The sequence below is a fragment of the Pseudomonas flexibilis genome, from assembly GCF_000802425.1.
Classification (GTDB): domain Bacteria; phylum Pseudomonadota; class Gammaproteobacteria; order Pseudomonadales; family Pseudomonadaceae; genus Serpens; species Serpens flexibilis.
Window position 1 is genome coordinate 140992 of record NZ_JRUD01000003.1, and the last position, 20052, is coordinate 161043.

Consider the following 20052-nt stretch of genomic DNA (forward strand, 5'->3'; position numbering starts at 1 on the left):
TCCAGTAGTACAGGGATGCACCCCCCGATGTCGCAGCACGCAGTACCCCTCCAGACCTCCTACGAACACCTGTTCCTTCGCGTCCTTCGCCAGATCAACCGACCGTCGTCGCAGTTGCAGCGCCGGACGGTGATCGAGCGCGGGCCTGACGAATCCCTGGACGATTGGGATCAGCTGCTGTGCATGCTGGAGGAGGACGAGAACGTGCAGGTGGTGCGGCTGGATGATGGTGTCGTCCAGTTGAGCTGGAGAAATCAGCATCCGACGTTTTAAGCGCGGCTAACGATATTAGCCGGCGGCGTTGACATGAAATTAGCCATCGGCTAATTTGCTCTTCGTAGCGATTCATCGCAGAACGGAGAGCGCCATGCCCACCATCACCCTCGCACCCGATTCCCGCGACCTGCTGGTCGCCCAGGTTGCCCAGAACGGCACCTTTATCCATGGCCTGTGCAATGCCCAGGGCCTGACCGTCGCCATCGTCTATGTGCTCATCGAGCAGTGCGACGCCGCCGTCCACCTGCGCGTGGAGCTGGGCGACAGCCGCAACACCCTGACCCTGGCCCGCCGCGCCGACAACGCCGAGTGTGTGGCCCGCTTCATCGAAGAGCTGGCCAACGGAGTCAGCCCGGTGAGCGTGCCGACCATCGATGAGATCGAATGGGTCAGCGCGCGGGAGATCCTGCTGCGCGATGCCGTGCGCCTGGGGCAGGGCACCTTTCACTTGCCGGATGACCAGGACCTCGACCTGGACCTGGTGGTCCATCCGGCCACCACCGATCCGCTTCGCTCCGTCTTCTACTTCGAAATGCACGGGCGGTGCGTCACCCTGCCGGTGCTGTTGCCGAAAGACCGGGAACAGGCCTACCGCCTGCTGGCCGACTGCGTACCGGAGCTGATGGCCAACTACCGCTCCTGGGCGGCCTGAGCCATGCGGGCCTACACCATGCCCGCCTGGGCTCGCTGGGTGTTGCTGATCATTGCGGTCGCGCTGGGCAGTGTTACCGCGCTGTCGGTGTCCACGGCCGTGGGCGCGCTGATCGCCGACCCGCTGCTGTCTCGCGTGTACGCCGGCGCCGCCGTGCTGCTCGATGCCTACAAGTACCTGGCCTGGCCCATCGCTCTGGGCCTGTCCGGCGCCGGCCGTAAGGGCTATGCGTTCCTGATGATCGCCACTGCCCTGGTGCTCGGCGCGGTATCGGCCTGGGCCACCTACGACCGCGCGCTCACTGCGGTGCTGACGGATCAGGCGCGCAAGGTAGCCATTGTCGAGCAGCGCATCGCTGACCTGCAGACGGTACGTGCCGATGCGCTGACCCGGCTCGCCACCCTGGACGATGAGGCGCGCTCCATTGGCGAGCAGGCCCGCCAGTTGCGCGAGCGCGACATCGTCACCAAGGCCCAGTTGCTGGAGAACGCCGCGTTGCCGCGTATCGCCGCCCAGCGCGAGCAGGCGTTGCTGCGACTGGACCGTGTCTCCCTGGAGCTGACTGAGCTGCGCTCGCAACCGCAGGCCGCTGCCGGGCTGACCGAGCTGCTGGCCATGGTGCTGTGCGGTTTCTTCGCTCTGGCCCTGGAGGTGGTGCCGGCCCTGATCGGTGCCGTGTTGCGCCTGTCCGCGCCGCTGGCAACGGCATCGGCAACGCCTGTTGCCCAGGTGCCGGCTACTCCCGTGATGCGCCCGGCAACAGCCGATGCGGGACCGGTGGCGACAGCGGCAACGCCTGTTGCTGTCGAGTCGGCAACGGATGAGGCACTGCTGCAGACGATTCGGGAAATGGCCCAGGGTGCGCCACCCGGTACCGCACTCACCGTCCGCGACGTTGCGGCCAGCGCCCGGGTGGGCACTCACCGCGCCACGAAATTGCTACGCGCCGCCGTCGAGCTGGGCGAGCTGCGCAAGACCACCAGCGGCTATGTGACCGCGTAAGGAGGCCAATGATGAATATCCAACTGAGTGAGCTGGGCTCGGAGGAAATGAGCCGCCTGTTGCCGGAGTTCACCGAAGCGAACGCAGCGGTTGACCGTGCGCTGGATGCCAACGACAGGGAAGCCTTTGCGTCGGCAACGATCCACAAGCATCGGCTCTCCGTGCGCATCGCCAACCTGGTACTGGCAACGGTATCGACTGCGCAATGGGTTGAAGGGGTAACGCAATGATCGGCATCCCCGAGACCGGCACCCTGCAGCACGGCTGCATCAGCGCCAATGTCACCACCGGCTACCGGTTCACCACGGCCGATGGCCGCCCGGCGCGTATGGCCCTCATCGATGAGCAGGGCAACGTGATCGAGGCCGGCGACACCGTGGCACGCGAAGCCTGGAACGTGTGCATCAAGGTGCAGAAGAACTTCTGGATCGGCCAGGGCCACCTGGTGGTGCACAGCGCCCCGCCCGGCGTGGCCACTCAAGCGGCCGCACCGGCCGAGCAAACCCCGCGCCGCCGCGCGCGGGGCTGATACCACCAAGGAGCAGTTATGTTTTTCCGGAACCTGTTGATGTACCGGCTGTTGGCCGATTTCCGCCTGGATGTCGAAGCGCTGCCCACGGCGCTGGCCGAGAAGCCGGCGCGGCCCTGCGGCAGCCAGGAGCTGTCCACCTATGGCTTTGTTGCCCCGCTGGGCAAGGGCGAGGAGGCGCCGCTGCTGCACGCCTGCCAGGGCTTCCTTCTGATTGCTGCCCGCCAGGAGGAGCGGATGCTCCCCGGTAGCGTGGTGCGTGATGCGCTCCAGGAGAAGATCGAGGCGATCGAAGCCGAGCAGATGCGCAAGGTCTACAAGAAGGAGCGCGAACAGTTGAAGGACGAGATTGTCCAGGAGTTCCTGCCCCGGGCCTTCACCCGTCGCAAGCAGATCTTCGCCGCCATCGACCCGCAGGCCGGGTTGGTGCTCGTGAATACCAGCAGCCATCGTCAGGCCGAGGATCTGCTCAGCACCCTCCGCGAAGTCCTGGGCAGCCTGCCGGTGCGGCCGCTGAACGTGAAGCACGACCCGAGGCGAGCGTTCACTCAGTGGGTGAAAGACAGGTCCGTCAGCCACGGTCTGCACCTACGCGATCGCGCTGTGCTGATCGATCCCCACGAGGACGGAGGCAAGATCGCCGCCACCCGGCAGGACCTGTCTAGCGACGAGATCCAGAACCACCTCGCGGCCGGCAAGTTCGTGACCACGCTCAGCCTGGCCTGGGAGGACAAGCTGTCCTTCGTCATCGACCACAAGCTGACCATCCACCGCCTGACCTTTGATGACCTGCTGCAGGAGCAGGCCGAGCAGGACGGTGGCGACGACAGCAACGGCCAGTTCGACGCCTCGTTCGTGCTGATGATGCTGACCTTCCGGGAGTTCGTGCCGGCGCTGCTGGAGGCGCTGGGCGGGGAGGAGATCTCGGGCACAGTCAGCGAAGGGGGTGAGGCATGAGAATACGCAGCAGAGGAAGCATCACCATCGACGGCCGAACGTTCAGCGGCGATGTGGTCATCCAGGGGGACGGCACGGTTACGGTGAACGATCAGCAGCAGGGCAGCTTGGTCGGACCTGTGACCATTACGGTGGACGGTAATGTCGAGCATCTGGAAGCCGGTAGCGGCAGCGTCACGGTGACCGGGGCTGCCGGTACGGTCAGAACCATGAGCGGCAATGTTCGCTGCGGTGATGTGGAGGGGGATGTCGGCACCATGTCCGGATCGGTGACCTGTGGTGCGATCCGGGGCAATGTGAAAACCCTTTCGGGCTCGATCAACTGTGGGAGGTAAGGCTCTATGACCGAAGTGACCATTACCGTGCGCTACACCGGGCACACCTACGTGGCCCGCTGCCGTGGTCATAAACCCACCGCCAGCTGCGTGTACGACCCCGCGCTGGCAGCCAAGGCGCTGGCCCGCAAGCTGGAACTGGATGAGGAGAGCGTGGCCAAGACGGCGGGTAGCGGTGACTACCTGGAGTTCACGGCCCTGGCCAGCGTGGAGGTGCTGCATGACTGAGATCACTCAGGATCAACTGCGCGAGCTGCTGCGCCTCTACTTCCGCTCAGTCTACGGAAGCCAAAGAAAGGCAGCTGCAGCGTTGGGTGTGAGTGATGCTTACGTTTCAGCGGTGTTGCTTGGGCGAAGCTCGGTGCCGGCCGGTTGGATGGGGCTGGTGGGTGCTAGAGCTGTGCTGGTTGTGCCAGAGTGTTCGACGAAAGCAGAAAGCCCCGCATGATGCGGGGCTTTCTTCAAGCGGTTTGACTGTGACCAACTAGTTGGGAAAGCCCAATTCCCAGCGCTGAAAGCACAGTCCGGAGCGTATGGAGGCCGGGGTTACCGCCGGTATCGAACTGGCGGTACAGGTTGGTACGGCTCAGGCCGGTGGTCCGAGCCAGCTCGGTAAACCCAAGGCGCGCTTCAATTATGCGTCTTACAGCCTGAAGGAAAACGGCCTCACCGCCTTCCTCATCAATTTCTTCCAGTGCTGCAGAGAGGTATTCGATGGCAAAATCTTGGTCCTCACGGAGCATCTTGAGGACGCTATCTTCGTGATTGCTGACTCTTTTCATTGCCTGAGTTCTCCTTTGAGCGCAAGCCATACCTTTACGGCTTCGTCAATGTCCTTCTGCTGGCTTTTTTTGGTGCCGCCGCCAAGCAGGAGGATTACCTTGGTTCCTTCTACGGCAAAGTAAACCCGGTAGCCGGGGCCGTAGTGAATTTTCAGTTCGCGAACCCCGTGCCCAACTGGCTCGTTGTCCCCGAAATTTCCATTTGCAGCTCGGTCAACTCGAGTGGTGATGCGTGCCTTTGCGCTGCGATCCTGGAGGGAGTCGAGCCACGCTTGGTAGATATCGATACCGTTGTCACTGTGAGCGTGTTCGACTTCGTACATCCGTACCCTTCCCTCGAGCTCAAGTGTACCTTTTAAGGGACAGCTTACTAATTGAAATAATGCATTGGTGTAACCACACCGATTTGGCCAGAGGCGGGGTCAGGCCCCCAGCAGCGCCTGCTGCCATTGCTCCTCGCCCACAATGGCGATCGGAAAGCCTTCCTCGCGCAGCTCCACGGCGCGCAGGATCTTGGTGCCGTAGCTGGTGTGCCGCCACTGCTCGTTGCCGATGCTGCCCACCACCAGGAAGTTCACCTTTCTGCTGACCGAGGCACCGATCTCGCCGCCGCGATCGATCACCAGCTTCTCGCACTCGCGGCGCGGGCCGAAGGCCATGGTGCCGGTGAACAGGAATACGCGGCCTTCGCAGATGATGTCCGGCGCCGGCTGGTTGAGGGGCAGGGGGTTGGGCGCGGTGTAGGCCCTGGCGGTGGGGCTGGCCACAGTGAGGCCAGCGAAGCCGCGCAGGGTATCCAGCAGCTCGGCCGACTCTTCGGCATCGAGCACGCCGTCCTGCAGCATCAGGCTGATGCGCTGGTAAAGCAGGTTGATGACGGGGTCGTCCAGGTGCGCCAGTTGAGTCTCGATCCACTGGCGCAGGAACTGCGCTTCTTCGACCTTGACCACACCATCGGCCGCAATGCCGGCGGCCAGGCCTGCGAGTACATCGGCGCTGCGGCGGTCCATGCGGGCTGCGTTGAAGAAGCGGCTGTTGGCAAACTCGTTGTGCAGATCAGACATTTCTCACGTTCCTTGTGAAGGGGAGGCGTGGACTACAAGCCGGGGATCTTCGCGTCGATCACCCGGCCGATGATTTCCCAGGTGCCGTCCATGGGGATGGTCTGGTACTGGGGGTTGAGGGGGACCAGGTACTCAATGCCGGCATCCCGGATGTATTGCTTGAAGGTGACGCTGTCGTCGTCATCGCCGCCGCGGCCGTTGAGGTTGCGGGCGATGTAGTACTTGCCGCTGACCAGGTCGAAGTCCTTGCGCACCAGGATGTAGGTGCCTTCCGGGAAGGAGGGCTGCACGTCGCGGGTCATGGAGTGGCCGCGCACGGTCAGCCAGTAGGCGCCTTCGCCGGCGTTCTCGGTGGAGCTCAGCCAGGTGTCGGCGATGCCCTGCGGATAGCAGACCGAGGACTCGCACGCCTCGCCGGCGGCCACCCAACTGATCAGCGGGTACTCGCGGGGTTCGCGGCGTGGCTGCGGTGCGGGGGAAACGTTGCCGTGTTCGGTCGCGGCCGCGAGCTGGGCAATCTCGGCCGCAAGGCGGGGACTGAAACTGTCCACAGGCTCTTCGATAAGGCGAGCAAAGGCTGCGGCAAACCTGGCGTTTAGAGGGTTGGTGCCGTTGAGGTAGTAGGCGACAGACGGGGGCGAAACTCCGATCTCGTCAGCGATTTTTTTCTGGCTGAGCTTGAGCGCGTTTTTCTTTGCCAAGAAAAGCTTCTGCGCTGCATGACATTCAGCCAAAAGCTCTGGACTAAGGGGCTTCTTCTTCGACATGGGCGCAATCATAAACCGTCGGTTAATAAAGTAAATTAGCCGACGGCGTTGCGCTAATCGAAGCCGCCGGCTAATATCCCTGCGTCCTAAGGTTGCAGGGGCCAGTCATGCAGAAAATTCAGTTATCAGAGCTCGTCTCTACAAAGGGGCTTGCTGCGGTTTCCCGGGCCCTTGGTGTGAGTCCGCCCGCCATTCACAAAGCGATAAGTGTCAATCGCAACATCTTTGTCACGGTGCGAGATGACGGCACCTGGGTGGCGGAAGAAGTCCGCCCGTTTCCCTCTCAAAAAAAAACCGCCTGACCCCGCCCTGCGGCCGGTCAGCGGCGCAGGGCAGGCAGGTCGGACTCTAGGAGCCACCGCCCCTCATGACCACGTCCAACCCCCGACATAACCCGTCTGGCCTGCGGGTTTCCCGCGACCAGGTGCTGGTGGCCTACGCCACCCAGATGATCGCCCGCACCCAGCTGAGCCAGGACGATTTCGCCCAGGCGCTCAGCGCCCAGCTGCATCTGCTTATTCCTATCAAGGCCGTCGCGGCCAACGTGCCGGACTTCGAGGCTCTGGCCCGTGGCAACGACACGGCTGCCTTCCTGCGCGCCTCCGGCGCCTGGTTGCGTCGCGTCGGCCGCTGGCTGAGCGGGGAGGTGGAGGTGCCCGGCTGGATCGAGGAGGCCTGGGTGCAGGCCCTGACAGGCGAGTACCAGGAGCGCTGCCTCAACGAGCTGGCCAGCCGCCACGGCCTGACCGGCGCCCGCGCGCTGGAGGGCAACGCCTGCCCAGTGGGTGTGTTCGGCCAACTGGTGGCCCGGCTCGGGCAGACGGTGGAGCTGGGCAGCGAGATCCTTGCCGACGGCAAGATCGACGAGGGCGATCTGCCGTTGCTGCCAGAGTTCATCGATCGCCTGAAGGCGGTGGAGGCCCGCTGCGGCGAGCTGCGCACCAAGGCGCAGATGGCCATGGCCAATGAGTCCACGTCTCCCGTTGCGCCGGTGCGCGCCGTGCGTACCCGGTAGCGATCGATTCGATGCGGTTGAAGCCTTCCCCCAGTTCGCCAGACGCCGGTGCCTACGCCGGGCTGTCGGCCGCCCCGGCGCTCGCCGGGCACGCGGCCGGCCGGCGTCCGCGCGGGCTGTCGGAGAAGCAGCGCCAGCAGCTCGGGCTGCTGGGGTTGGCGGCCGATCGCGTGAACGAGGAGGCGCGCGATCGCGGCCGGCGCTGGCTGCGTCGGTTGGATACCATCCACATATCCGGATGCCGGACCAAGCAGCAGCGCTGGACGTCGCTGGCCGCCCTGGTGGAGCCGATGCTGGCCCGCCTGGACCTGGCCACCCTCTGCCTGGGCTGGCTGGACGATAATGGGGCATTCCGCCTCAACCGCCAGCGTGGCCTGGCGGAGGATGGCGGGCTGACCGAGTGCCGCGTGTCACGCACCCTGTCCGCCCTGGAGGCGGCCGGCTACGTGCGTCGCCGTCGCCGCCGCATCTTCCACAAGGGCAAGCAGTGGATAACCCGGGTGACCCTGCACATTCGCCCGCGCTTCTTCATCGACCTGGGCCTGGGCCATCTGCTGGCCGAGACGCGCACGCACTTCAAGGCCCGCCGCGAGGCGCAGCTGCGACAGGTACGCGTGCGGCAGCAGCAGGACACACTGCAGGAGCTGGCGGACGCGCAGACGCGCCGGCAGTCGCATCGCCAGGCGCAGGCCGTGCGCAAGGCCAAGGTGGTGAAGCTGGAAAAGGCCCGCGAGCTCGAGCGCGGTCGCCTGGAAGCGCAGTTGATCCAGCAGTTGGCTGTGGATAACCCCGACTTGACCCCAGGACAGCTTCGAGCGCTCCTGGCGGAGCACATGCCCCCGGCCTGATCGGCCGCCCGTCGCGTTTCCTGCGGCGCTCCCCTTCATTGGCTACGCTGGGCCGAGGCACTGGAAACGCCTCGGCAGCGGCCTTCTGGGCGCCTTTCCGGGCGCTTTCCCTTCCTTACGCTGCCCCGCACCGGTCTCACCGGCGCGCGCACCCATCCCCTCGCCGGGCGGCCTTCCTCTCTTCTGCAAGTTTTAATGTCCACTGGTACCAGACTGCGTCTGTACAGAGCCGTTTGCCCCCTGCGCGTTACCACCCACGGCATCAGGCTGAGCCCATGGCAGATGATGTCCCCTCACTTCGCGCCTGTCGGCGCGGAGGGTACCCGGTCGAGGTCACCGCATCGGCAGCGCCGGACCGACACCGGGCGCCTTCCAGTCGCTGTACGCCGGGCAAGACCGTGCCAGCGAAACAGCGTGCAACGGCGTTTCGCTCCTTCACGCGCCTGCCTTCGGCATGCCGCGCGGTGCGCGGCGGGTTGATCTCAGCGTGGGGGGCGGTCGAATCCGTTGCGCAAGTCCGCAGCACCGCGTTGGAAAAAAGTGCCGTGGCGGGGATTTTTCCGCATGGAATGGGGCTTTGCGGGGAGGCGGCCAGGGCTCGGCCGGGGCCGGACCGTGCAACGAAAACTTCACGGCGTCGCAATTTCTTTCACAGTGTGCAATTCCGGTTCGCGCGCGCGGCCCCCCGCCGCCGCAGGGCTGGGCCCTAGATTGCATTCGCGCCCCGATTGCACAAAAAACGCACGCAAACCCCGTCGGCGGGAGGGGGATAAGTGCGTTTTCGCCCAGGTTTTTTTCGTCGGAGGGGATTTTCGTGGGGTGGCGAGGGGTGGCCGCGCGCGCGGGCGCCGGCGGGCCGTGGCCGGGCTTGACCAAGTCAGGGGAGGGGCGTAGGGTTCACCCGTCGCGGTCAATCCCGCGACCGACCTTGGCCGGTCGAACTTCTCTAGGCGCACAAGCGCCCCTACCAGCAGCAGGCGCTTTTTTTGTGCCCGCTGTTCGCGTTATGGCGGCTGTGCGTGGGACACCTTCGGGTGTGCCGGGTGCCTAGAGTCCCGGTCGGCCAACCCGCGTACAGCCGTCACCATTCCCTTGCTTGGCCGCAAGCGGTGACGGCTCCAACTCTAGGAGCTGCACCATGAACCAGACCGCCCAGAATCCGTCCGCCCACGCTGCTGCCTGGAAGGCCCGCGCCTTCGCTGCCCTGCGTTCCGATTCGTCCCTGTCCGTCCGGCTGGCCCGGTACCGCGCCGCCATGAGCAAGGCGAAGGCCCTGGAAGCTGAGGCCCGCCAACGGCAGGTCACCCGCACTGGTGACCCGCGTGCCGCCCTGGCTTGGATCCAGTCCGGCCGCAAGGTGCGGATCCAGGCGGTGAACCACCAGGATCTGCTGCGCCACGTGCGCGCTCTGGAAGTGGTGGCCGCGCGAGCTGTCTGATAGTTGTGGCTGTACAGCAGCATTGATAAGCTTAAATTTTGCTCATTGGGTCGAATATGGATGTATTGTCTCTTGTTGTTTCTATCTGCTCGATTGCCTTATTGCTTGCGTATGTAATGTATGCGAGCCCTGAGGCTAAAAGGCGTAGGATTAAAAAGAAGCTAAAGAAGGTTCCTGAGTTTGAGCGCGGAAAGCTTGTATTTAAAAATAAATATCCGAAGTATGATTATGGTGTTGGGACCTATGGTCTTCCTAAAGTCAGTGATTTTGGCGAGGGCACTACTCTAAGGATTGGATCGTATTGCTCTATTGCTGCGGGAGTGCACATCTTCCTTGGTGGACATCATCGAACCGATTGGGTTTCTACGTATCCCTTTCCCGCAAAACTACCAGAGGCGGCTCACATCAAGGATTATGGTGGGTCGAGAGGTGATGTTGTAATAGGGCACGACGTATGGCTTTGTTCCAACTGCACTATTTTGTCTGGTGTAAATATCGGTACGGGAGCTGTTGTAGCTGCTGAGGCTGTTGTTACCCGGAATGTGGAGCCTTATTCGATAGTCGCGGGCAATCCGGCCAAAGTCATAGGTTGGCGCTTCGATGAGGAAACAAGAAAAGAGCTCCTCGCCTCGGAGTGGTGGTCTTGGCCTTACGAGGAGATATTGAGGGCAGTTGAGCTTTTATGTGACAAAGATATTGGTGCGTTTCTTAAATACGCTCGCACTCTCAGGAAATAACTTGCCAGGCTTAAATTTCAAAGAGGGCGCCGATCGGCGCCCTTTGCTTATGCGGTGATGGGGGCCAACTGCCCGTTGAGCTGCTGCGCCGTCGAGGCGTTGGTCGTAAAGGCGGCAGCAGTGCTGGGCGGTGCGTTCAGGGAAGGGTGGCCGTGCCCGGCCAGCTGGGTGTTCATTTGCTGCACCAGGTCGATGAGGTCGAGCAGCACCTGCAGCACGTTGACGCTGTCTGAACCCAGCCAGGTGGTGGGGGCTTCCAGGCGCTGGCCTCCGGCGGCGAGGCTCTGGCGCAGGCCCTCGATCTGCTCCTGGAGGTTGCCGCCGATGGTCGTACTGGCCTCGGCGCCGACCGTGGTCGTGGCCTTGCCGGCGACGGTGGTCTTCAGGTCGCGCGCGGCCGCATGGTTGAGGTCGCGGCCGGTGGCCAGGTTGAGATCGTCCACACCGCCCAGGGTGGCGCTGCCGCCGGACAGCAGCTTGAGTGCGCCCAGGGCTTCGATGCGCTTGATGCCGCCGACCCGCTCGGTGGCGTGGTCGTCGACCTCGATGTCGGTGGTCTGGTAGCGCTCGGCGTTGGCCTGGGCGGACACCTCGCGCTCCAGGGAGTCATCGCGGATCCGGCCGTCGGTTTGCCGCATCCAGTTGCCATCGGCATCGGCCCGCTGCTGGCAGGCCTCGCTGTGCTGCCAGACCAGGTCGCCGTCGGGCACGCGCGGCAGGCTCAGGTTGTGGGCGAGGATCTGCTGGATGAACGGGCGATTGGGCAGGCCGTAGGCGAAGCCGATCACCGCCAGGGTTCCGGGCTCCGGAAAGCCGAACAGGCCGCGCTCCTGGCCGCCGCTCGGTACCGGCAGCGGCAGGGCGTACAGGGTGGGCAGATCCGGGTCGGGTTCACCGTTGGGCAGCAGCACCTGGACGTCCACCGCGTACCGGGGGCGGAAGTCGTTGGCGATCGCGTGTTCGGCCGGCGCGTCGGGCACGCCCACCACCAACGCGAAGCGGGGCAGATGGTAGGCACCGGTCAGCTCGGGGAATTGCCGCTCTACGCTGCGGCGGATTGCTTCTTCCATTTGATGGCCATCGTGTTGCCGGCCAGCGTCACCGTGGTGATGCGCAGGCCGCCGTTGAAGGTGGCGCCCGGCCGCACACCGGGCAGGGCGGGAATCTGGGCACTCTGGTTGCCCTGGTAGTCGTCGAAGATCGAGGCGGGAAGGGGCAGCGGCCGCGAGCTCCAGAAGCTGTCGGCCCAGCTGCCCACGAACATCTCGCCGTTGCCCTGCTGCTGCCAGATCAGATCCGGCACGGCGAACACGTCGGCGAGGCTGTCCAGGGCGTGGTAGCCGTTGCCCAGGTTGTAGAAGTAGGGCGCCGGGGTGGTGCTGTAGGGGCGCTCTGGGCAGTGGAAGGTCAGGCCGGTCAGCTCCTGGAGTGCATCGAGCACGCCGCGCAGGTCGGTGTGGCGCAGGTTCAAGGGCATCGGGTTGGCCAGCACCGCCGCCAGTTCGCGGCAGGCCAGGACCTGCTGGCCATCGCCCGCAGCCGTGCAGCTTTCCACGTAGCCGATGAAGTGGCGTTGCAGGGCCTGGTCGTTGTAGCCGATGTCGAAGGTCACCAGGCCACGCAGTGGCTCGCCGCCCTGGACGGTGAACACCGCCCGGCCGGGGGTGTGCAGATCCAGGCGGATGTTCTCACTGACCACCTGGATGGGCTGGCCGGCTACGCGCAGGGCGCGGTTCAGCTTCATGCCAGAGCCTCGTCCACGCGCTTGAGGACTTTCTCGAAGGCTGTGAGCTCCTGTCCCGGCTCGGTTTCGGAGACCCCGCCAGGGCCTTGCGCGGTTGCGTCACCGTCCGGTCGCCTGGACTCCACGCGCTCGGCGACAGACAGGTGCTCAACGAGCGTGAACGACACCATCCAGGCGCGCAGGCTGTCGTCTTCCCGGGCGCTGAAATTGTCGCTGAAGCGCACCTGACGAATGCCGAAGGCCTGCGCGGTGTCGTTGACGATGCGGTACACCTTGGCCTTGCCGCCGGCGTCGGTGGCTTCGGCGAGGCGCAGCGTGGAACGCAGGTCGGCGCTTTCCTGGAAGCGCACCTGCATGGCGACGGTGAGGGTCTTGGGCTTGAAGCCCTTATGGGCCGCCGCGCTGTTGCTGGACTGGCCGGACAGGTCGTCCTCCTCGATGCGCAGGTTGGCGGTCACCTTGATGTTTTTGCCGCGGATTTGCTCGCCGTCGAGTAGCAGGGTCATGCGCCGAACAACTCCTTCAGGTAGGTCACGGCCGATTGCGGGCCGGCCAGCAGCACGCCGGCGCACAGGCCCCATTCATGGCCGGGGGCATCGCCCTCGAGCAGGGCATCGCGAAGCTCGGCCGGCTCGCCTTCACCCAGCCAGTGGGCGCGCAGGGTGGTGCCGCCGCCGGCGAGTTCGGCCTGCAGGGTGGCCAGGTGCTGGGCCTGGGCTTGCAGGCGTACCGCCTTCCGGTCCGCCAGGGCGACCAGTTCGGCGACGGGTTGGGTGTCGACCGCGTAGCCTCCCAGTGCGGCCACCTGGGCGGATATCGCCTGCTGCGCCTGACGTGGCCATGTGCTGCGTTGCAGTCCTCGAGCACGCCATTTCGGCGCGGTGTCGCTGGCCGGCATCAGCCACTTTTCGCCTTCAAGGCGGGCCAGCTGCCCCGCCCGGCGTTCGGCCCGTTGCAGGGCCGGCAGCGGCAGCACGGCGTTCAGCACAGCCAGGGACTGGGCCAACTGGCCGAGCTCGGTACCGAGCACCAGGATGGCCAGCCCGTGTTGCCGGCCGATCGGTCGATGCGGATCCCCACCGGTGGTGAGCTGGCCAGCCATGTGCTGCAGCAGGTTGGGCGCCGACAGGTGCCGTTGGATGCCGCTGCCTTGGCCGACACCATGCTGAAAGGGCGTCACGGTCAGCACCGCCACATCAGCCAGCAGGCCGGTCAGGCCCTGGCGGCTACTGGCGATCGCGCCGGATGCGGCCGCGCCTGTCGGGTTCGGCTCGGTGCTGGCTTTGCCAGCAAGTGCATCCAGTCGTCCGGCCGCCGCGTCCAGCTCGCCACCGGCTTGGGCCAGCGGAGCGTTCAGCGCGGCCAGCCACTGGGTGGATTGGGCCGGCCAGGTGAGGGATAGGGGAAACCAGGTCATGCGACCTCTGGCTCAGGGGCCGCCGGCAGCGGGTAGCGGGCTTTGATCGCAGCGACGGCAGCGAGCCAGGCGGTGTAGTCGGGGGCGGTGCCGTTCACCAGGGCGTCGTAATCTGCCTCGTTCTTGATCGGGTCGGATTCTGAAATGTAGGCAATGCGGCGAAGCTCTTGAATTTGATTCAGCGTAAAGGGGACATGCTCCGGCTCAACATACGGGGCAATATCCCCGAAATCTCCAGCCACGATCCGCTCATACAGCTCGCGGCCATGCTTCTCTGGATCATCTGGCGACGCAGTGAATGGGATCCAGCCAAAGTCCGGGTGCTCTAGTTCACAATCGACAGAGCCGTACTTGTTGAAACGCAGCTCACGAGCATCCATTAAGCAATCCTCTTACATAGAGTGACACTGTTTTGCCCGCCCCCGTCCGCGTCGCCTGCCCATCCCATAACACTCCACGTTCCAGCCGGACTGGTGCTTCCGGTCCCGTCGACAGCGGTGTACCTGCAACCAGAACCTGCAACAGTTGATCCCGGCTCTTTTCGTACTCCGGTCGATTGACCGCCGAGCAGCAAGAATGCATAGGTTCCTACTGCTCCTACGGCAGCGGCGGCATTTGCGGCCATTACGGATGCTGATGTTGCTTCTGCAGTAATAGTTGCATTCGAACCCGCGTTAACTTTCACGCCATTAATGGTGATGTCGGTGGCCAGCTTGGTTGCCGTCGCCGCGTTTCCGGTTGTGCTTTGGTTCAGGGTCGGCACCCGCGCGGCCGGGATCGTGCCCTTGGTCAGGTTGCTCGCATCGTCCGCGCCAAGGGTTGCGCGCGCGGCTGCTGCGGTAGCGGACTGCAGCAGCAGGCTGACGATGTTGGGCAACGCGCCGCTGCCTTCGGTCACCACGCCGGATGCGTCGGTGAACAGGTTCAGTGCCGTCCGCTGGGCCGCCTGGGTAGAGGCGGCCAGGAAGGTCCGGGCCGCTGCAGTCAGAACGGCCAGGGACAGCGCGCCGGCGCCGGTGAAATAGGGCATGCGATCGGCGGCGCCGGTGAGGCCAGCCAGTGCCGCCAGGTTCGCGTGGGCCGCCTGGGCACCGATTTCGGCCAGAGTCCAGCTCAGGGGTGCTTCGCCATTGAACGCCTTGCCCGTCGCGCCCACGGTCAGGGTGCGCGCCGTTTGCAGCTTGGTTGCGGTGCCGGCGTTGCCGGTGGTGGACTGGTTCAGGATCGGCACCCGCGCGGCCGGGATCGTGCCCTTGGTCAGGTTGCCCGCATCGTCCGCGCCAAGGGTTGCGCGCGCGGCCGCTGCGGTAGCGGACTGAAGCAGCAGGCTGACGATGTTGGGCAGCGCGCCGCTGCCTTCGGTCACCACGCCGGATGCGTCGGTGAACAGGTTCAGTGCCGTCCGCTGGGCCGCCTGGGTAGAGGCGGCCAGGAAGGTCCGGGCCGCTGCAGTCAGAACGGCCAGGGACAGCGCGCCGGCGCCGGTGAAATAGGGCATGCGATCGGCGGCGCCGGTGAGGCTGGCCAGCGCTGTCAGGTTTTCGTGGAGTGGCTGTCTTGCGCGCAGCGCCTCGGTGAAATCATGCTGCCAAGTCGCGGCATCAATGGTGATCGCCGTCAGAGCCTGGGCGCCATCGAACGAGACTAGGAAGTTGCGCGTGACGTTGTTGCCGGTCTGCAGCGGCGGGATGTTGCGGCGTTTCTGTTGCACCGGCACGTAGGACACAGCGAACAGCACGCCTTCGGCCGTCTGCAGGCCGATCCAGTTCCAATCGAAGTCGCCGATGTCGCTGCCCAGCATCAGGCTGTAGACCACCTGGTTGGGGTTTACATAGCCCTTCTGGGTGTACGGCCAGGATCCGACAATCTGGTCCGCCGGGGGCATGCCTGCGGCGCGATCGACCGGGCTGTTGGGATCCAGGCCGGGCACCATGGCCAAGACGAACCGATTGATGTCCAGGACTTCCCGGGCATCCTGCTTCTGGGCGATCAGGCTTTCGCCGGCGAGGGTAATGCTTGCAGCCATGAGTGCTCCTACAGGCTGGCGACCAGCGTCTGCTGGTCGTCGTTGAAATCCACCAGGGCCATATGCAGGCGCACCGGGGTGATGGTTACAAAGTCGTAGCGGCGGCAGGTGCGGCCGTATTGCTGCACCAGGACGCGCAGCAGCTCGGGATTGGCGGATAGCTGGCCGTCGCTCAGGTGCAGCAGCACGACATCCCAATCGCGTCCGTCAATGCGTTCCTCGATATCGACGTAGCCGATGCCGAGGCGCTGCAGCACCCGCTTGAGCCCGGCTGTAGTGCCTGCGTCCAGAGAGTTGATGAAGGCGTGCTTGACCCGCAGGCGGTAGAGGTTTTCGGGCTCGCCGTTGAAACGGGTGATGTCGCGCTGCCAGGCCAATAGATCGAGGATGGTTGGGTGGCAGGTGTCGGGATCGATCTGTTGCAGTGGCCACTGCAACCAGCCCTGCGCCCGGGTCCACCAGGCTTCGGCCGCGCGTCGCAGCTTCGAGATCTCCGGGCCGCTCAGCCACACCGGCAGATCAATTTTCATTGGCGAACTCCACAACCAGCATCCTGATGCGCGGGATGGCCAGGGCGGACACGATGTCGTCGGTGGCGAACTTCAGCGAGGCAATGCGCGGGAACTGGGCGTGCAGCTCCTCAGTCAGCCGGCTGAAACTGAAGCGGGAATTCGGGTAGGTAAGGGTTGGCTGGTAGTCGTGGGCGCTGCTTTCGCGGAAGGCCGCGCGGATGAACTGCTCGATGCCGCCACGCAGCTCCATGCGTTGCAGCTCGGTCAGGTTCTGCACCGGCCATACTTGCAGGGCGATGTCATGCAACGTCTCGGGCATGGTCATCGCTTGCATGTCGTCGCCCAGCCCGTGGTTGCCGGAATCGCGAATGTGGGCATTAATCTGCTGCAGGTAGGCTGCGGCCGGGGCGTTCGCTTCGAACAGCACATAAGCCGTGGCGCTGCCTGGGCCACGCGGTGCGCTGTGGTCGAAGAAGATGCCGTCCGCGCGCACGCCCGGGAAAGAGGCAATCATGGCGCGGTACACCGCGTCGGTGTGCCATTGGTTCACGGCGCTGAATTGGTTGCGCACTCGCAGGCGCAGTTCGTCATCCGGTTCGGCGTCGGCGCCCGGCTTGGCCAGCCATCCATCCGTGTTGATTACCAAGGTGATGCCTGGTACCGGTGCCGGCAGGATCGAGTAATAGCCCGGGGCGAGGTTGTGCCCGCTTCCAGCTTCTGTGGCCACCACCGGGATCTCTAGTTGGACCTGGCCGTCAGCGAACGTGCGCGACTCGCGCGTGACCAGCTCGTACACCCGGCCGTTGATGCTGGGCGACTGCACGCGGGTTCCGGCCGCGACTTCCAGCGTGCCGCTGCTGCCGGCCCGGCTGAACAGCAGCGTGCCCTGTGCCTTGGCGGCGGCCTTGCGTTCGATGTCGTAGGCCCAGGCCAGCATATCCAGCCAGGCACCCGTGGCGGTCTTTACAAACAGGTTCGGCAGCAGCGTGTTGCTGACAAAGCCCAGCATCCATAGCACCGGCTTGGTGACCAGGGCGGTGATGATGCGCCAGAACGGCGACCAGGCGCTGGTGTTGCTCAGGGTGCTGCCTTGGGCCTTCACTTCCTTTTCCCACTCGGCGCGCAGTTCGGCGTCGGTGGTGGGAATGCCTGCGTCGCGCAGCACCTGGTTGAAATCAACGCTCACAGTGTTACCTCGATAGGTCCGAAATCAACGGTGCGCGCGGTGACCAGGTAGAGGCCGCCCTCGCGCTCCATAATCTCCGCTGTACCCGGTACCAGGCGCACGTCAGCCTCCAGCAGCAGCTCCATCTGCGACAGGCAGTCTCGCCGGCGAAAGCGGTCGCGCTCGGCCACCAGCTTCACCATCAGCCCGCTGTCGCGGAGCATGTGGACGATGTCCTGAGCGATGCTGGCCCGGCCGTCCACCAGTTGCGGCAGGCTGCCGGCATCAAGCACCAGGTCGTTGCCCTGAATCAGAAGGTCGACGTACATCAGCCCACCGCCATGCTGAGCATTTGTTCCAGGGCCAAGGGGCTCATTTCCTTGCCTGTATGGATCTCCACCCGCTCGACGTGGGTGCCCTTGCTCTGGTTGTTGGTGGTGTTCTGGATGCTGCTGAGCAAGCCGCCTTTGGGTACGGCTGTGGGCCGCTCAGGCGACAGGCTGGCTGGCTGTTCCGATTCCAGCGCACCCATGGAGGGCTCCATTTGCAGAGCCGCTGCCGGTATTTCCGGTACCGCCGGCAGCGGGTCGATAGCGGTGCCGATACGCAGGGTGGCCTCCGGCAGTTGCGGCGCCGCGAATGCACCCATGGCGGGCTCGACCTGGATGACCTGCGCGGGCATGTCCGGTACTGCCGGCAGCGGGCCGATGGCCGTGGTGATGCCGAGGGTGGTTTCCGGCAGCGTCGGCGCTGCGAGCGCACCCATGGTCGGCTCGATCGGGAGGGCCTGCGCTGGCATGTCCGGTGCTGCCGGCAGCGGGTCGATGGCTGTGGCGATGCCGAGGGTGGTTTCCGGCAGCGCCGGCGCCGCGAGTGCGCCCATGGCGGGCTCGATGTTTAGTGCCTGCGCCGGCATTTCCGGTACCGCCGGCAGCGGGTCGATGGCGGTGCCGATACCCAGGGTGGTCTCCGGCAGTTGCGGCGCCGCGAATGCACCCATGGCGGGCTCGACCTGGAGGACCTGCGCGGGCATCTCCGGAATTGCAGACAGCGGATCGATGTCCGGCGCGAGGACGCTTTCCCCGGGTTGAGGCTGGGTCAGATCCGCGCCGGGGATCTTTGGAGCTCCACCGAAACTCGTGTCGATGTTCACGCCCGGGATCTTATTGAGCAGGCCAATCAGGCCTTTGATGGCATCGCCCAGCAGCGCGAAAGGGGAAATGTTGGTGAGCGCCCAGACGAAGCCGTCCCAGATCGCTTTGGCAGCGGTGGTGACCGCCTCCAGTTGCAGTAACCAGGCCACGAATTGAATGCCGTAAGCGACGACGGCAACCAGCCCGTCCCATAGACCGCCCAGCAGCGCGCCGAACAGACGGAACAGCAGCACCACCGGCGTCAGCACAGTGATCAGGGCCTGGAACCAGGCAGTGTCGCCAAACGAGGCCACCAGTGAATCCCAGCGGCTGATCAGCCAAACAACCGCTGCCGCTACCGCGACGATGCCGATCACGATCCAGGTCAAAGGGTTGACAAGCAGGCCTGTCGAAAACGCAAGCCAGGCCGTCTTCGCCAAGGCCACGGCAAATGTCACAGCGCCGATCGCACCCGCCATTCCCAGCATCGCCAGAGCCACCAGACCAACCGCGCGGGTAATGTTGGGGAACAGTCCGGTCCAGCGGGTAACAGTGGAGGCAATGCCTGTCAGCCGCTCCATCAGCGGCGTCAGGATCGGCATCAGCGCCTGGCCTATGGCGATGCGCAGTGCCTGAACCGCCGCGGCGAACTGCTGCCATGGATCGACCATGCCCTTGGCCATCTGCTCAGCCGCTTCCAGCCCGCGCACCTGGCCCAGCTTGTCCATGCCGTTGCGCAGCCGGTCGGTATCGCCCATCAGACGAGTCAGCAGCATCGCCGCCTCACCGCCAAATGCTTGCGCCAGTGAGTCGGAGTTCGCCGCCACGCTCAGGTCGCCGAAGCGGCCCTTGAGCTGTTCGACGATGTCCAGCATTGGTAGCAGCCGGCCGGTGCTGTCGGTGAATGACATGCCCAGGGTTTCCGAGGCGGCGCCCACGTTCTCGAAAAACGCCTTGTAGGCCCCGCCGGCGGTACCGGCGTCCATGGTGCTGGCAGCCGTACCCAGCACGGCCATCTGCTCGGCCAGCGACACGCCTGCCGTGCTGGCCAGCCCGCCGGCCGCGTTGAAGGCTTCGCCGATCTGCTCGCCGCTGGTGCGGAACAGCTGCACCGCGAGCGCGGTCTGGCCGGCCAGCGCGTTGACCCAGGCGCCTTTGCCCATGGCATCGGCCTGGTTCTTGTGCAGGTTGTACATGGTGCCGACGTAGCTGGTCATGGTGGCCGCATCGGCCTTGGTGGCCTTGGCCAGCACGTTGGAGGCATGGGTGAAGGTGGCCAACTGGCTGCCGGTCAGTCCCTTGATGGCCCCCTCGACCTGGTAGGCCGAGGCGACGAATGCCTGGGCGTTCTCGCCATAGGCCACCGAGAACGCCAGCGCCTTTTTGTTGAGCGCGTCCAGGGCGTCCTCGGCAACGCCAAGCGATCGCACGTCCGCCAGCGCACGGTTCATCTCCAAGGCAGGTTGCATCGCTTCGGTGATGGCCACGCCGGCGCCCACCATCCCGGCTAGGCCTACGCCCATCTGGGTGATGTTCTGCTGGCCTTTTTCGGCCAGTTCGCTGAAACCCATCTTCACCTTGGCCAACGGGGCGCTGACCATGTCGTTGAGGTGCAGGATGAAGTCCAGCCTGGTGCTGCGATCTGCCATCGGT

28 protein-coding genes and 1 pseudogene are annotated in these 20052 nt (G+C 64.8%); 14 read left to right on the forward strand and 15 right to left on the reverse strand.

The window, feature by feature from the left end:
• Positions 1-27 precede the first annotated feature (27 nt).
• From SF06_RS03280 to SF06_RS18225, 9 genes are all read left to right on the forward strand, one after another.
• Positions 28-273 carry a DUF1654 domain-containing protein gene (locus SF06_RS03280; protein ID WP_039559951.1) on the forward strand — a complete coding sequence of 82 codons (246 nt, stop codon included), beginning with the start codon at positions 28-30 and terminating at the stop codon, positions 271-273.
• Between the two features lie 94 nt (positions 274-367).
• Positions 368-928 (forward strand): hypothetical protein, encoded by a 561-nt coding sequence (locus SF06_RS03285; protein WP_039559953.1) that lies wholly within the window; start codon positions 368-370, stop codon positions 926-928.
• A gap of 18 nt (positions 929-946) precedes the next feature.
• Positions 947-1930, forward strand: coding sequence for a hypothetical protein (locus SF06_RS03290; RefSeq protein WP_039560075.1), 984 nt, complete (start codon positions 947-949; stop codon positions 1928-1930).
• Between the two features lie 11 nt (positions 1931-1941).
• Positions 1942-2160 (forward strand): hypothetical protein, encoded by a 219-nt coding sequence (locus SF06_RS03295; RefSeq protein WP_139326725.1) that lies wholly within the window; start codon positions 1942-1944, stop codon positions 2158-2160.
• Complete coding sequence (locus tag SF06_RS03300; protein ID WP_039559956.1) at positions 2157-2459, forward strand: hypothetical protein; 303 nt, start codon at positions 2157-2159, stop codon at positions 2457-2459. Before SF06_RS03295 ends, SF06_RS03300 begins: the two co-directional genes overlap by 4 nt.
• A gap of 18 nt (positions 2460-2477) precedes the next feature.
• Positions 2478-3416 (forward strand): recombination-associated protein RdgC, encoded by a 939-nt coding sequence (gene rdgC / locus SF06_RS03305; RefSeq protein ID WP_039559958.1) that lies wholly within the window; start codon positions 2478-2480, stop codon positions 3414-3416.
• Positions 3413-3751 carry a hypothetical protein gene (locus SF06_RS03310; RefSeq protein WP_039559959.1) on the forward strand — a complete coding sequence of 113 codons (339 nt, stop codon included), beginning with the start codon at positions 3413-3415 and terminating at the stop codon, positions 3749-3751. Before rdgC ends, SF06_RS03310 begins: the two co-directional genes overlap by 4 nt.
• A 6-nt stretch (positions 3752-3757) precedes the next feature.
• Positions 3758-3979, forward strand: coding sequence for a hypothetical protein (locus tag SF06_RS03315; protein WP_039559960.1), 222 nt, complete (start codon positions 3758-3760; stop codon positions 3977-3979).
• Complete coding sequence (locus tag SF06_RS18225) at positions 3972-4199, forward strand: helix-turn-helix domain-containing protein (RefSeq protein WP_139326726.1); 228 nt, start codon at positions 3972-3974, stop codon at positions 4197-4199. The genes SF06_RS03315 and SF06_RS18225 overlap by 8 nt, the downstream gene beginning before the upstream one ends.
• Before the next feature lie 13 nt (positions 4200-4212).
• Here the strand turns inward: SF06_RS18225 and SF06_RS03320 are convergent, their stop codons facing one another.
• The 5 genes and pseudogenes from SF06_RS03320 to SF06_RS18640 all read right to left on the reverse strand — a co-directional run.
• A complete protein-coding gene (locus SF06_RS03320; RefSeq protein WP_039559962.1) occupies positions 4213-4533 on the reverse strand; it encodes a helix-turn-helix domain-containing transcriptional regulator in 321 nt (106 codons plus the stop codon).
• Complete coding sequence (locus SF06_RS17900; protein ID WP_039559963.1) at positions 4530-4856, reverse strand: type II toxin-antitoxin system RelE/ParE family toxin; 327 nt, start codon at positions 4854-4856, stop codon at positions 4530-4532. The genes SF06_RS03320 and SF06_RS17900 overlap by 4 nt, the downstream gene beginning before the upstream one ends.
• A gap of 99 nt (positions 4857-4955) precedes the next feature.
• Positions 4956-5597, reverse strand: coding sequence for a BRCT domain-containing protein (locus tag SF06_RS03330; protein ID WP_039559965.1), 642 nt, complete (start codon positions 5595-5597; stop codon positions 4956-4958).
• A gap of 32 nt (positions 5598-5629) precedes the next feature.
• The gene (locus tag SF06_RS03335) at positions 5630-6148 is read right to left on the reverse strand and encodes a LexA family protein (protein WP_234703294.1); all 519 of its coding nucleotides are present in this window, start codon (positions 6146-6148) and stop codon (positions 5630-5632) included.
• A gap of 9 nt (positions 6149-6157) precedes the next feature.
• Positions 6158-6376 (reverse strand): annotated as a pseudogene (locus SF06_RS18640) (helix-turn-helix domain-containing protein); the annotation flags it as partial.
• A gap of 95 nt (positions 6377-6471) precedes the next feature.
• Between SF06_RS18640 and SF06_RS17905 the strand changes: the two are divergent.
• From SF06_RS17905 to SF06_RS17910, 5 genes are all read left to right on the forward strand, one after another.
• Positions 6472-6666: a Cro/CI family transcriptional regulator gene (locus tag SF06_RS17905; RefSeq protein WP_076380880.1), complete on the forward strand. Its 195-nt coding sequence runs from the start codon at positions 6472-6474 to the stop codon at positions 6664-6666.
• 65 nt (positions 6667-6731) lie between these two features.
• Entirely contained in the window at positions 6732-7379 is a 648-nt protein-coding gene (locus SF06_RS03340; RefSeq protein WP_039559967.1) for a DUF8585 domain-containing protein, read from the forward strand.
• An 11-nt stretch (positions 7380-7390) separates the two neighbouring features.
• Entirely contained in the window at positions 7391-8227 is an 837-nt protein-coding gene (locus SF06_RS03345) for a hypothetical protein (protein WP_039559968.1), read from the forward strand.
• A gap of 1138 nt (positions 8228-9365) precedes the next feature.
• Entirely contained in the window at positions 9366-9665 is a 300-nt protein-coding gene (locus tag SF06_RS03350; RefSeq protein ID WP_039559970.1) for a hypothetical protein, read from the forward strand.
• 56 nt (positions 9666-9721) lie between these two features.
• Positions 9722-10402: a CatB-related O-acetyltransferase gene (locus SF06_RS17910; protein WP_081993388.1), complete on the forward strand. Its 681-nt coding sequence runs from the start codon at positions 9722-9724 to the stop codon at positions 10400-10402.
• Positions 10403-10449: 47 nt separating this feature from the next.
• Here the strand turns inward: SF06_RS17910 and SF06_RS03355 are convergent, their stop codons facing one another.
• Genes SF06_RS03355 through SF06_RS03405 form a run of 10 tightly spaced genes read right to left on the reverse strand, consistent with a single transcriptional unit; the run spans position 10450 to position 20048 of the window.
• Positions 10450-11472, reverse strand: coding sequence for a hypothetical protein (locus SF06_RS03355; RefSeq protein WP_039559971.1), 1023 nt, complete (start codon positions 11470-11472; stop codon positions 10450-10452).
• A complete protein-coding gene (locus tag SF06_RS03360) occupies positions 11445-12146 on the reverse strand; it encodes a hypothetical protein (protein WP_039559972.1) in 702 nt (233 codons plus the stop codon). The genes SF06_RS03355 and SF06_RS03360 overlap by 28 nt, the downstream gene beginning before the upstream one ends.
• The gene (locus tag SF06_RS03365) at positions 12143-12652 is read right to left on the reverse strand and encodes a baseplate complex protein (RefSeq protein ID WP_039559974.1); all 510 of its coding nucleotides are present in this window, start codon (positions 12650-12652) and stop codon (positions 12143-12145) included. Before SF06_RS03365 ends, SF06_RS03360 begins: the two co-directional genes overlap by 4 nt.
• Complete coding sequence (locus SF06_RS03370; RefSeq protein ID WP_039559975.1) at positions 12649-13563, reverse strand: hypothetical protein; 915 nt, start codon at positions 13561-13563, stop codon at positions 12649-12651. The genes SF06_RS03365 and SF06_RS03370 overlap by 4 nt, the downstream gene beginning before the upstream one ends.
• Positions 13560-13943, reverse strand: coding sequence for a hypothetical protein (locus SF06_RS18230; RefSeq protein WP_139326727.1), 384 nt, complete (start codon positions 13941-13943; stop codon positions 13560-13562). The genes SF06_RS03370 and SF06_RS18230 overlap by 4 nt, the downstream gene beginning before the upstream one ends.
• On the reverse strand, positions 13943-15589 hold the full coding sequence (locus SF06_RS03385; protein ID WP_039559976.1) for a phage tail-collar fiber domain-containing protein: 1647 nt from the start codon (positions 15587-15589) through the stop codon (positions 13943-13945). Before SF06_RS03385 ends, SF06_RS18230 begins: the two co-directional genes overlap by 1 nt.
• 8 nt (positions 15590-15597) lie before the next feature.
• A complete protein-coding gene (locus tag SF06_RS03390) occupies positions 15598-16119 on the reverse strand; it encodes a phage tail protein (protein ID WP_039559977.1) in 522 nt (173 codons plus the stop codon).
• Positions 16109-17287 carry a baseplate J/gp47 family protein gene (locus SF06_RS03395; protein WP_039559979.1) on the reverse strand — a complete coding sequence of 393 codons (1179 nt, stop codon included), beginning with the start codon at positions 17285-17287 and terminating at the stop codon, positions 16109-16111. Before SF06_RS03395 ends, SF06_RS03390 begins: the two co-directional genes overlap by 11 nt.
• A complete protein-coding gene (locus tag SF06_RS03400) occupies positions 17284-17595 on the reverse strand; it encodes a DUF2590 family protein (protein WP_039559980.1) in 312 nt (103 codons plus the stop codon). Before SF06_RS03400 ends, SF06_RS03395 begins: the two co-directional genes overlap by 4 nt.
• Complete coding sequence (locus SF06_RS03405; RefSeq protein WP_039559981.1) at positions 17595-20048, reverse strand: phage tail tape measure protein; 2454 nt, start codon at positions 20046-20048, stop codon at positions 17595-17597. The genes SF06_RS03400 and SF06_RS03405 overlap by 1 nt, the downstream gene beginning before the upstream one ends.
• Between the last annotated feature and the right edge of the window lie 4 nt (positions 20049-20052).

What these genes read in the sequence shown, in the direction of transcription:
- SF06_RS03280 (WP_039559951.1), top strand. Translation starts at nt 28, where the DNA reads ATGTCGCAGCACGCAGTACCCCTCCAGACCTCCTACGAACACCTGTTC.
- SF06_RS03285 (WP_039559953.1), top strand. Translation starts at nt 368, where the DNA reads ATGCCCACCATCACCCTCGCACCCGATTCCCGCGACCTGCTGGTCGCC.
- SF06_RS03290 (WP_039560075.1), top strand. Translation starts at nt 947, where the DNA reads ATGCCCGCCTGGGCTCGCTGGGTGTTGCTGATCATTGCGGTCGCGCTG.
- SF06_RS03295 (WP_139326725.1), top strand. Translation starts at nt 1,942, where the DNA reads ATGAATATCCAACTGAGTGAGCTGGGCTCGGAGGAAATGAGCCGCCTG.
- SF06_RS03300 (WP_039559956.1), top strand. Translation starts at nt 2,157, where the DNA reads ATGATCGGCATCCCCGAGACCGGCACCCTGCAGCACGGCTGCATCAGC.
- rdgC (WP_039559958.1), top strand. Translation starts at nt 2,478, where the DNA reads ATGTTTTTCCGGAACCTGTTGATGTACCGGCTGTTGGCCGATTTCCGC.
- SF06_RS03310 (WP_039559959.1), top strand. Translation starts at nt 3,413, where the DNA reads ATGAGAATACGCAGCAGAGGAAGCATCACCATCGACGGCCGAACGTTC.
- SF06_RS03315 (WP_039559960.1), top strand. Translation starts at nt 3,758, where the DNA reads ATGACCGAAGTGACCATTACCGTGCGCTACACCGGGCACACCTACGTG.
- SF06_RS18225 (WP_139326726.1), top strand. Translation starts at nt 3,972, where the DNA reads ATGACTGAGATCACTCAGGATCAACTGCGCGAGCTGCTGCGCCTCTAC.
- SF06_RS03320 (WP_039559962.1), bottom strand. Translation starts at nt 4,533, where the DNA reads ATGAAAAGAGTCAGCAATCACGAAGATAGCGTCCTCAAGATGCTCCGT.
- SF06_RS17900 (WP_039559963.1), bottom strand. Translation starts at nt 4,856, where the DNA reads ATGTACGAAGTCGAACACGCTCACAGTGACAACGGTATCGATATCTAC.
- SF06_RS03330 (WP_039559965.1), bottom strand. Translation starts at nt 5,597, where the DNA reads ATGTCTGATCTGCACAACGAGTTTGCCAACAGCCGCTTCTTCAACGCA.
- SF06_RS17905 (WP_076380880.1), top strand. Translation starts at nt 6,472, where the DNA reads ATGCAGAAAATTCAGTTATCAGAGCTCGTCTCTACAAAGGGGCTTGCT.
- SF06_RS03340 (WP_039559967.1), top strand. Translation starts at nt 6,732, where the DNA reads ATGACCACGTCCAACCCCCGACATAACCCGTCTGGCCTGCGGGTTTCC.
- SF06_RS03345 (WP_039559968.1), top strand. Translation starts at nt 7,391, where the DNA reads ATGCGGTTGAAGCCTTCCCCCAGTTCGCCAGACGCCGGTGCCTACGCC.
- SF06_RS03350 (WP_039559970.1), top strand. Translation starts at nt 9,366, where the DNA reads ATGAACCAGACCGCCCAGAATCCGTCCGCCCACGCTGCTGCCTGGAAG.
- SF06_RS17910 (WP_081993388.1), top strand. Translation starts at nt 9,722, where the DNA reads ATGGATGTATTGTCTCTTGTTGTTTCTATCTGCTCGATTGCCTTATTG.
- SF06_RS03355 (WP_039559971.1), bottom strand. Translation starts at nt 11,472, where the DNA reads ATGGAAGAAGCAATCCGCCGCAGCGTAGAGCGGCAATTCCCCGAGCTG.
- SF06_RS03360 (WP_039559972.1), bottom strand. Translation starts at nt 12,146, where the DNA reads ATGAAGCTGAACCGCGCCCTGCGCGTAGCCGGCCAGCCCATCCAGGTG.
- SF06_RS03365 (WP_039559974.1), bottom strand. Translation starts at nt 12,652, where the DNA reads ATGACCCTGCTACTCGACGGCGAGCAAATCCGCGGCAAAAACATCAAG.
- SF06_RS03370 (WP_039559975.1), bottom strand. Translation starts at nt 13,563, where the DNA reads ATGACCTGGTTTCCCCTATCCCTCACCTGGCCGGCCCAATCCACCCAG.
- SF06_RS18230 (WP_139326727.1), bottom strand. Translation starts at nt 13,943, where the DNA reads ATGGATGCTCGTGAGCTGCGTTTCAACAAGTACGGCTCTGTCGATTGT.
- SF06_RS03385 (WP_039559976.1), bottom strand. Translation starts at nt 15,589, where the DNA reads ATGGCTGCAAGCATTACCCTCGCCGGCGAAAGCCTGATCGCCCAGAAG.
- SF06_RS03390 (WP_039559977.1), bottom strand. Translation starts at nt 16,119, where the DNA reads ATGAAAATTGATCTGCCGGTGTGGCTGAGCGGCCCGGAGATCTCGAAG.
- SF06_RS03400 (WP_039559980.1), bottom strand. Translation starts at nt 17,595, where the DNA reads ATGTACGTCGACCTTCTGATTCAGGGCAACGACCTGGTGCTTGATGCC.
- SF06_RS03405 (WP_039559981.1), bottom strand. Translation starts at nt 20,048, where the DNA reads ATGGCAGATCGCAGCACCAGGCTGGACTTCATCCTGCACCTCAACGAC.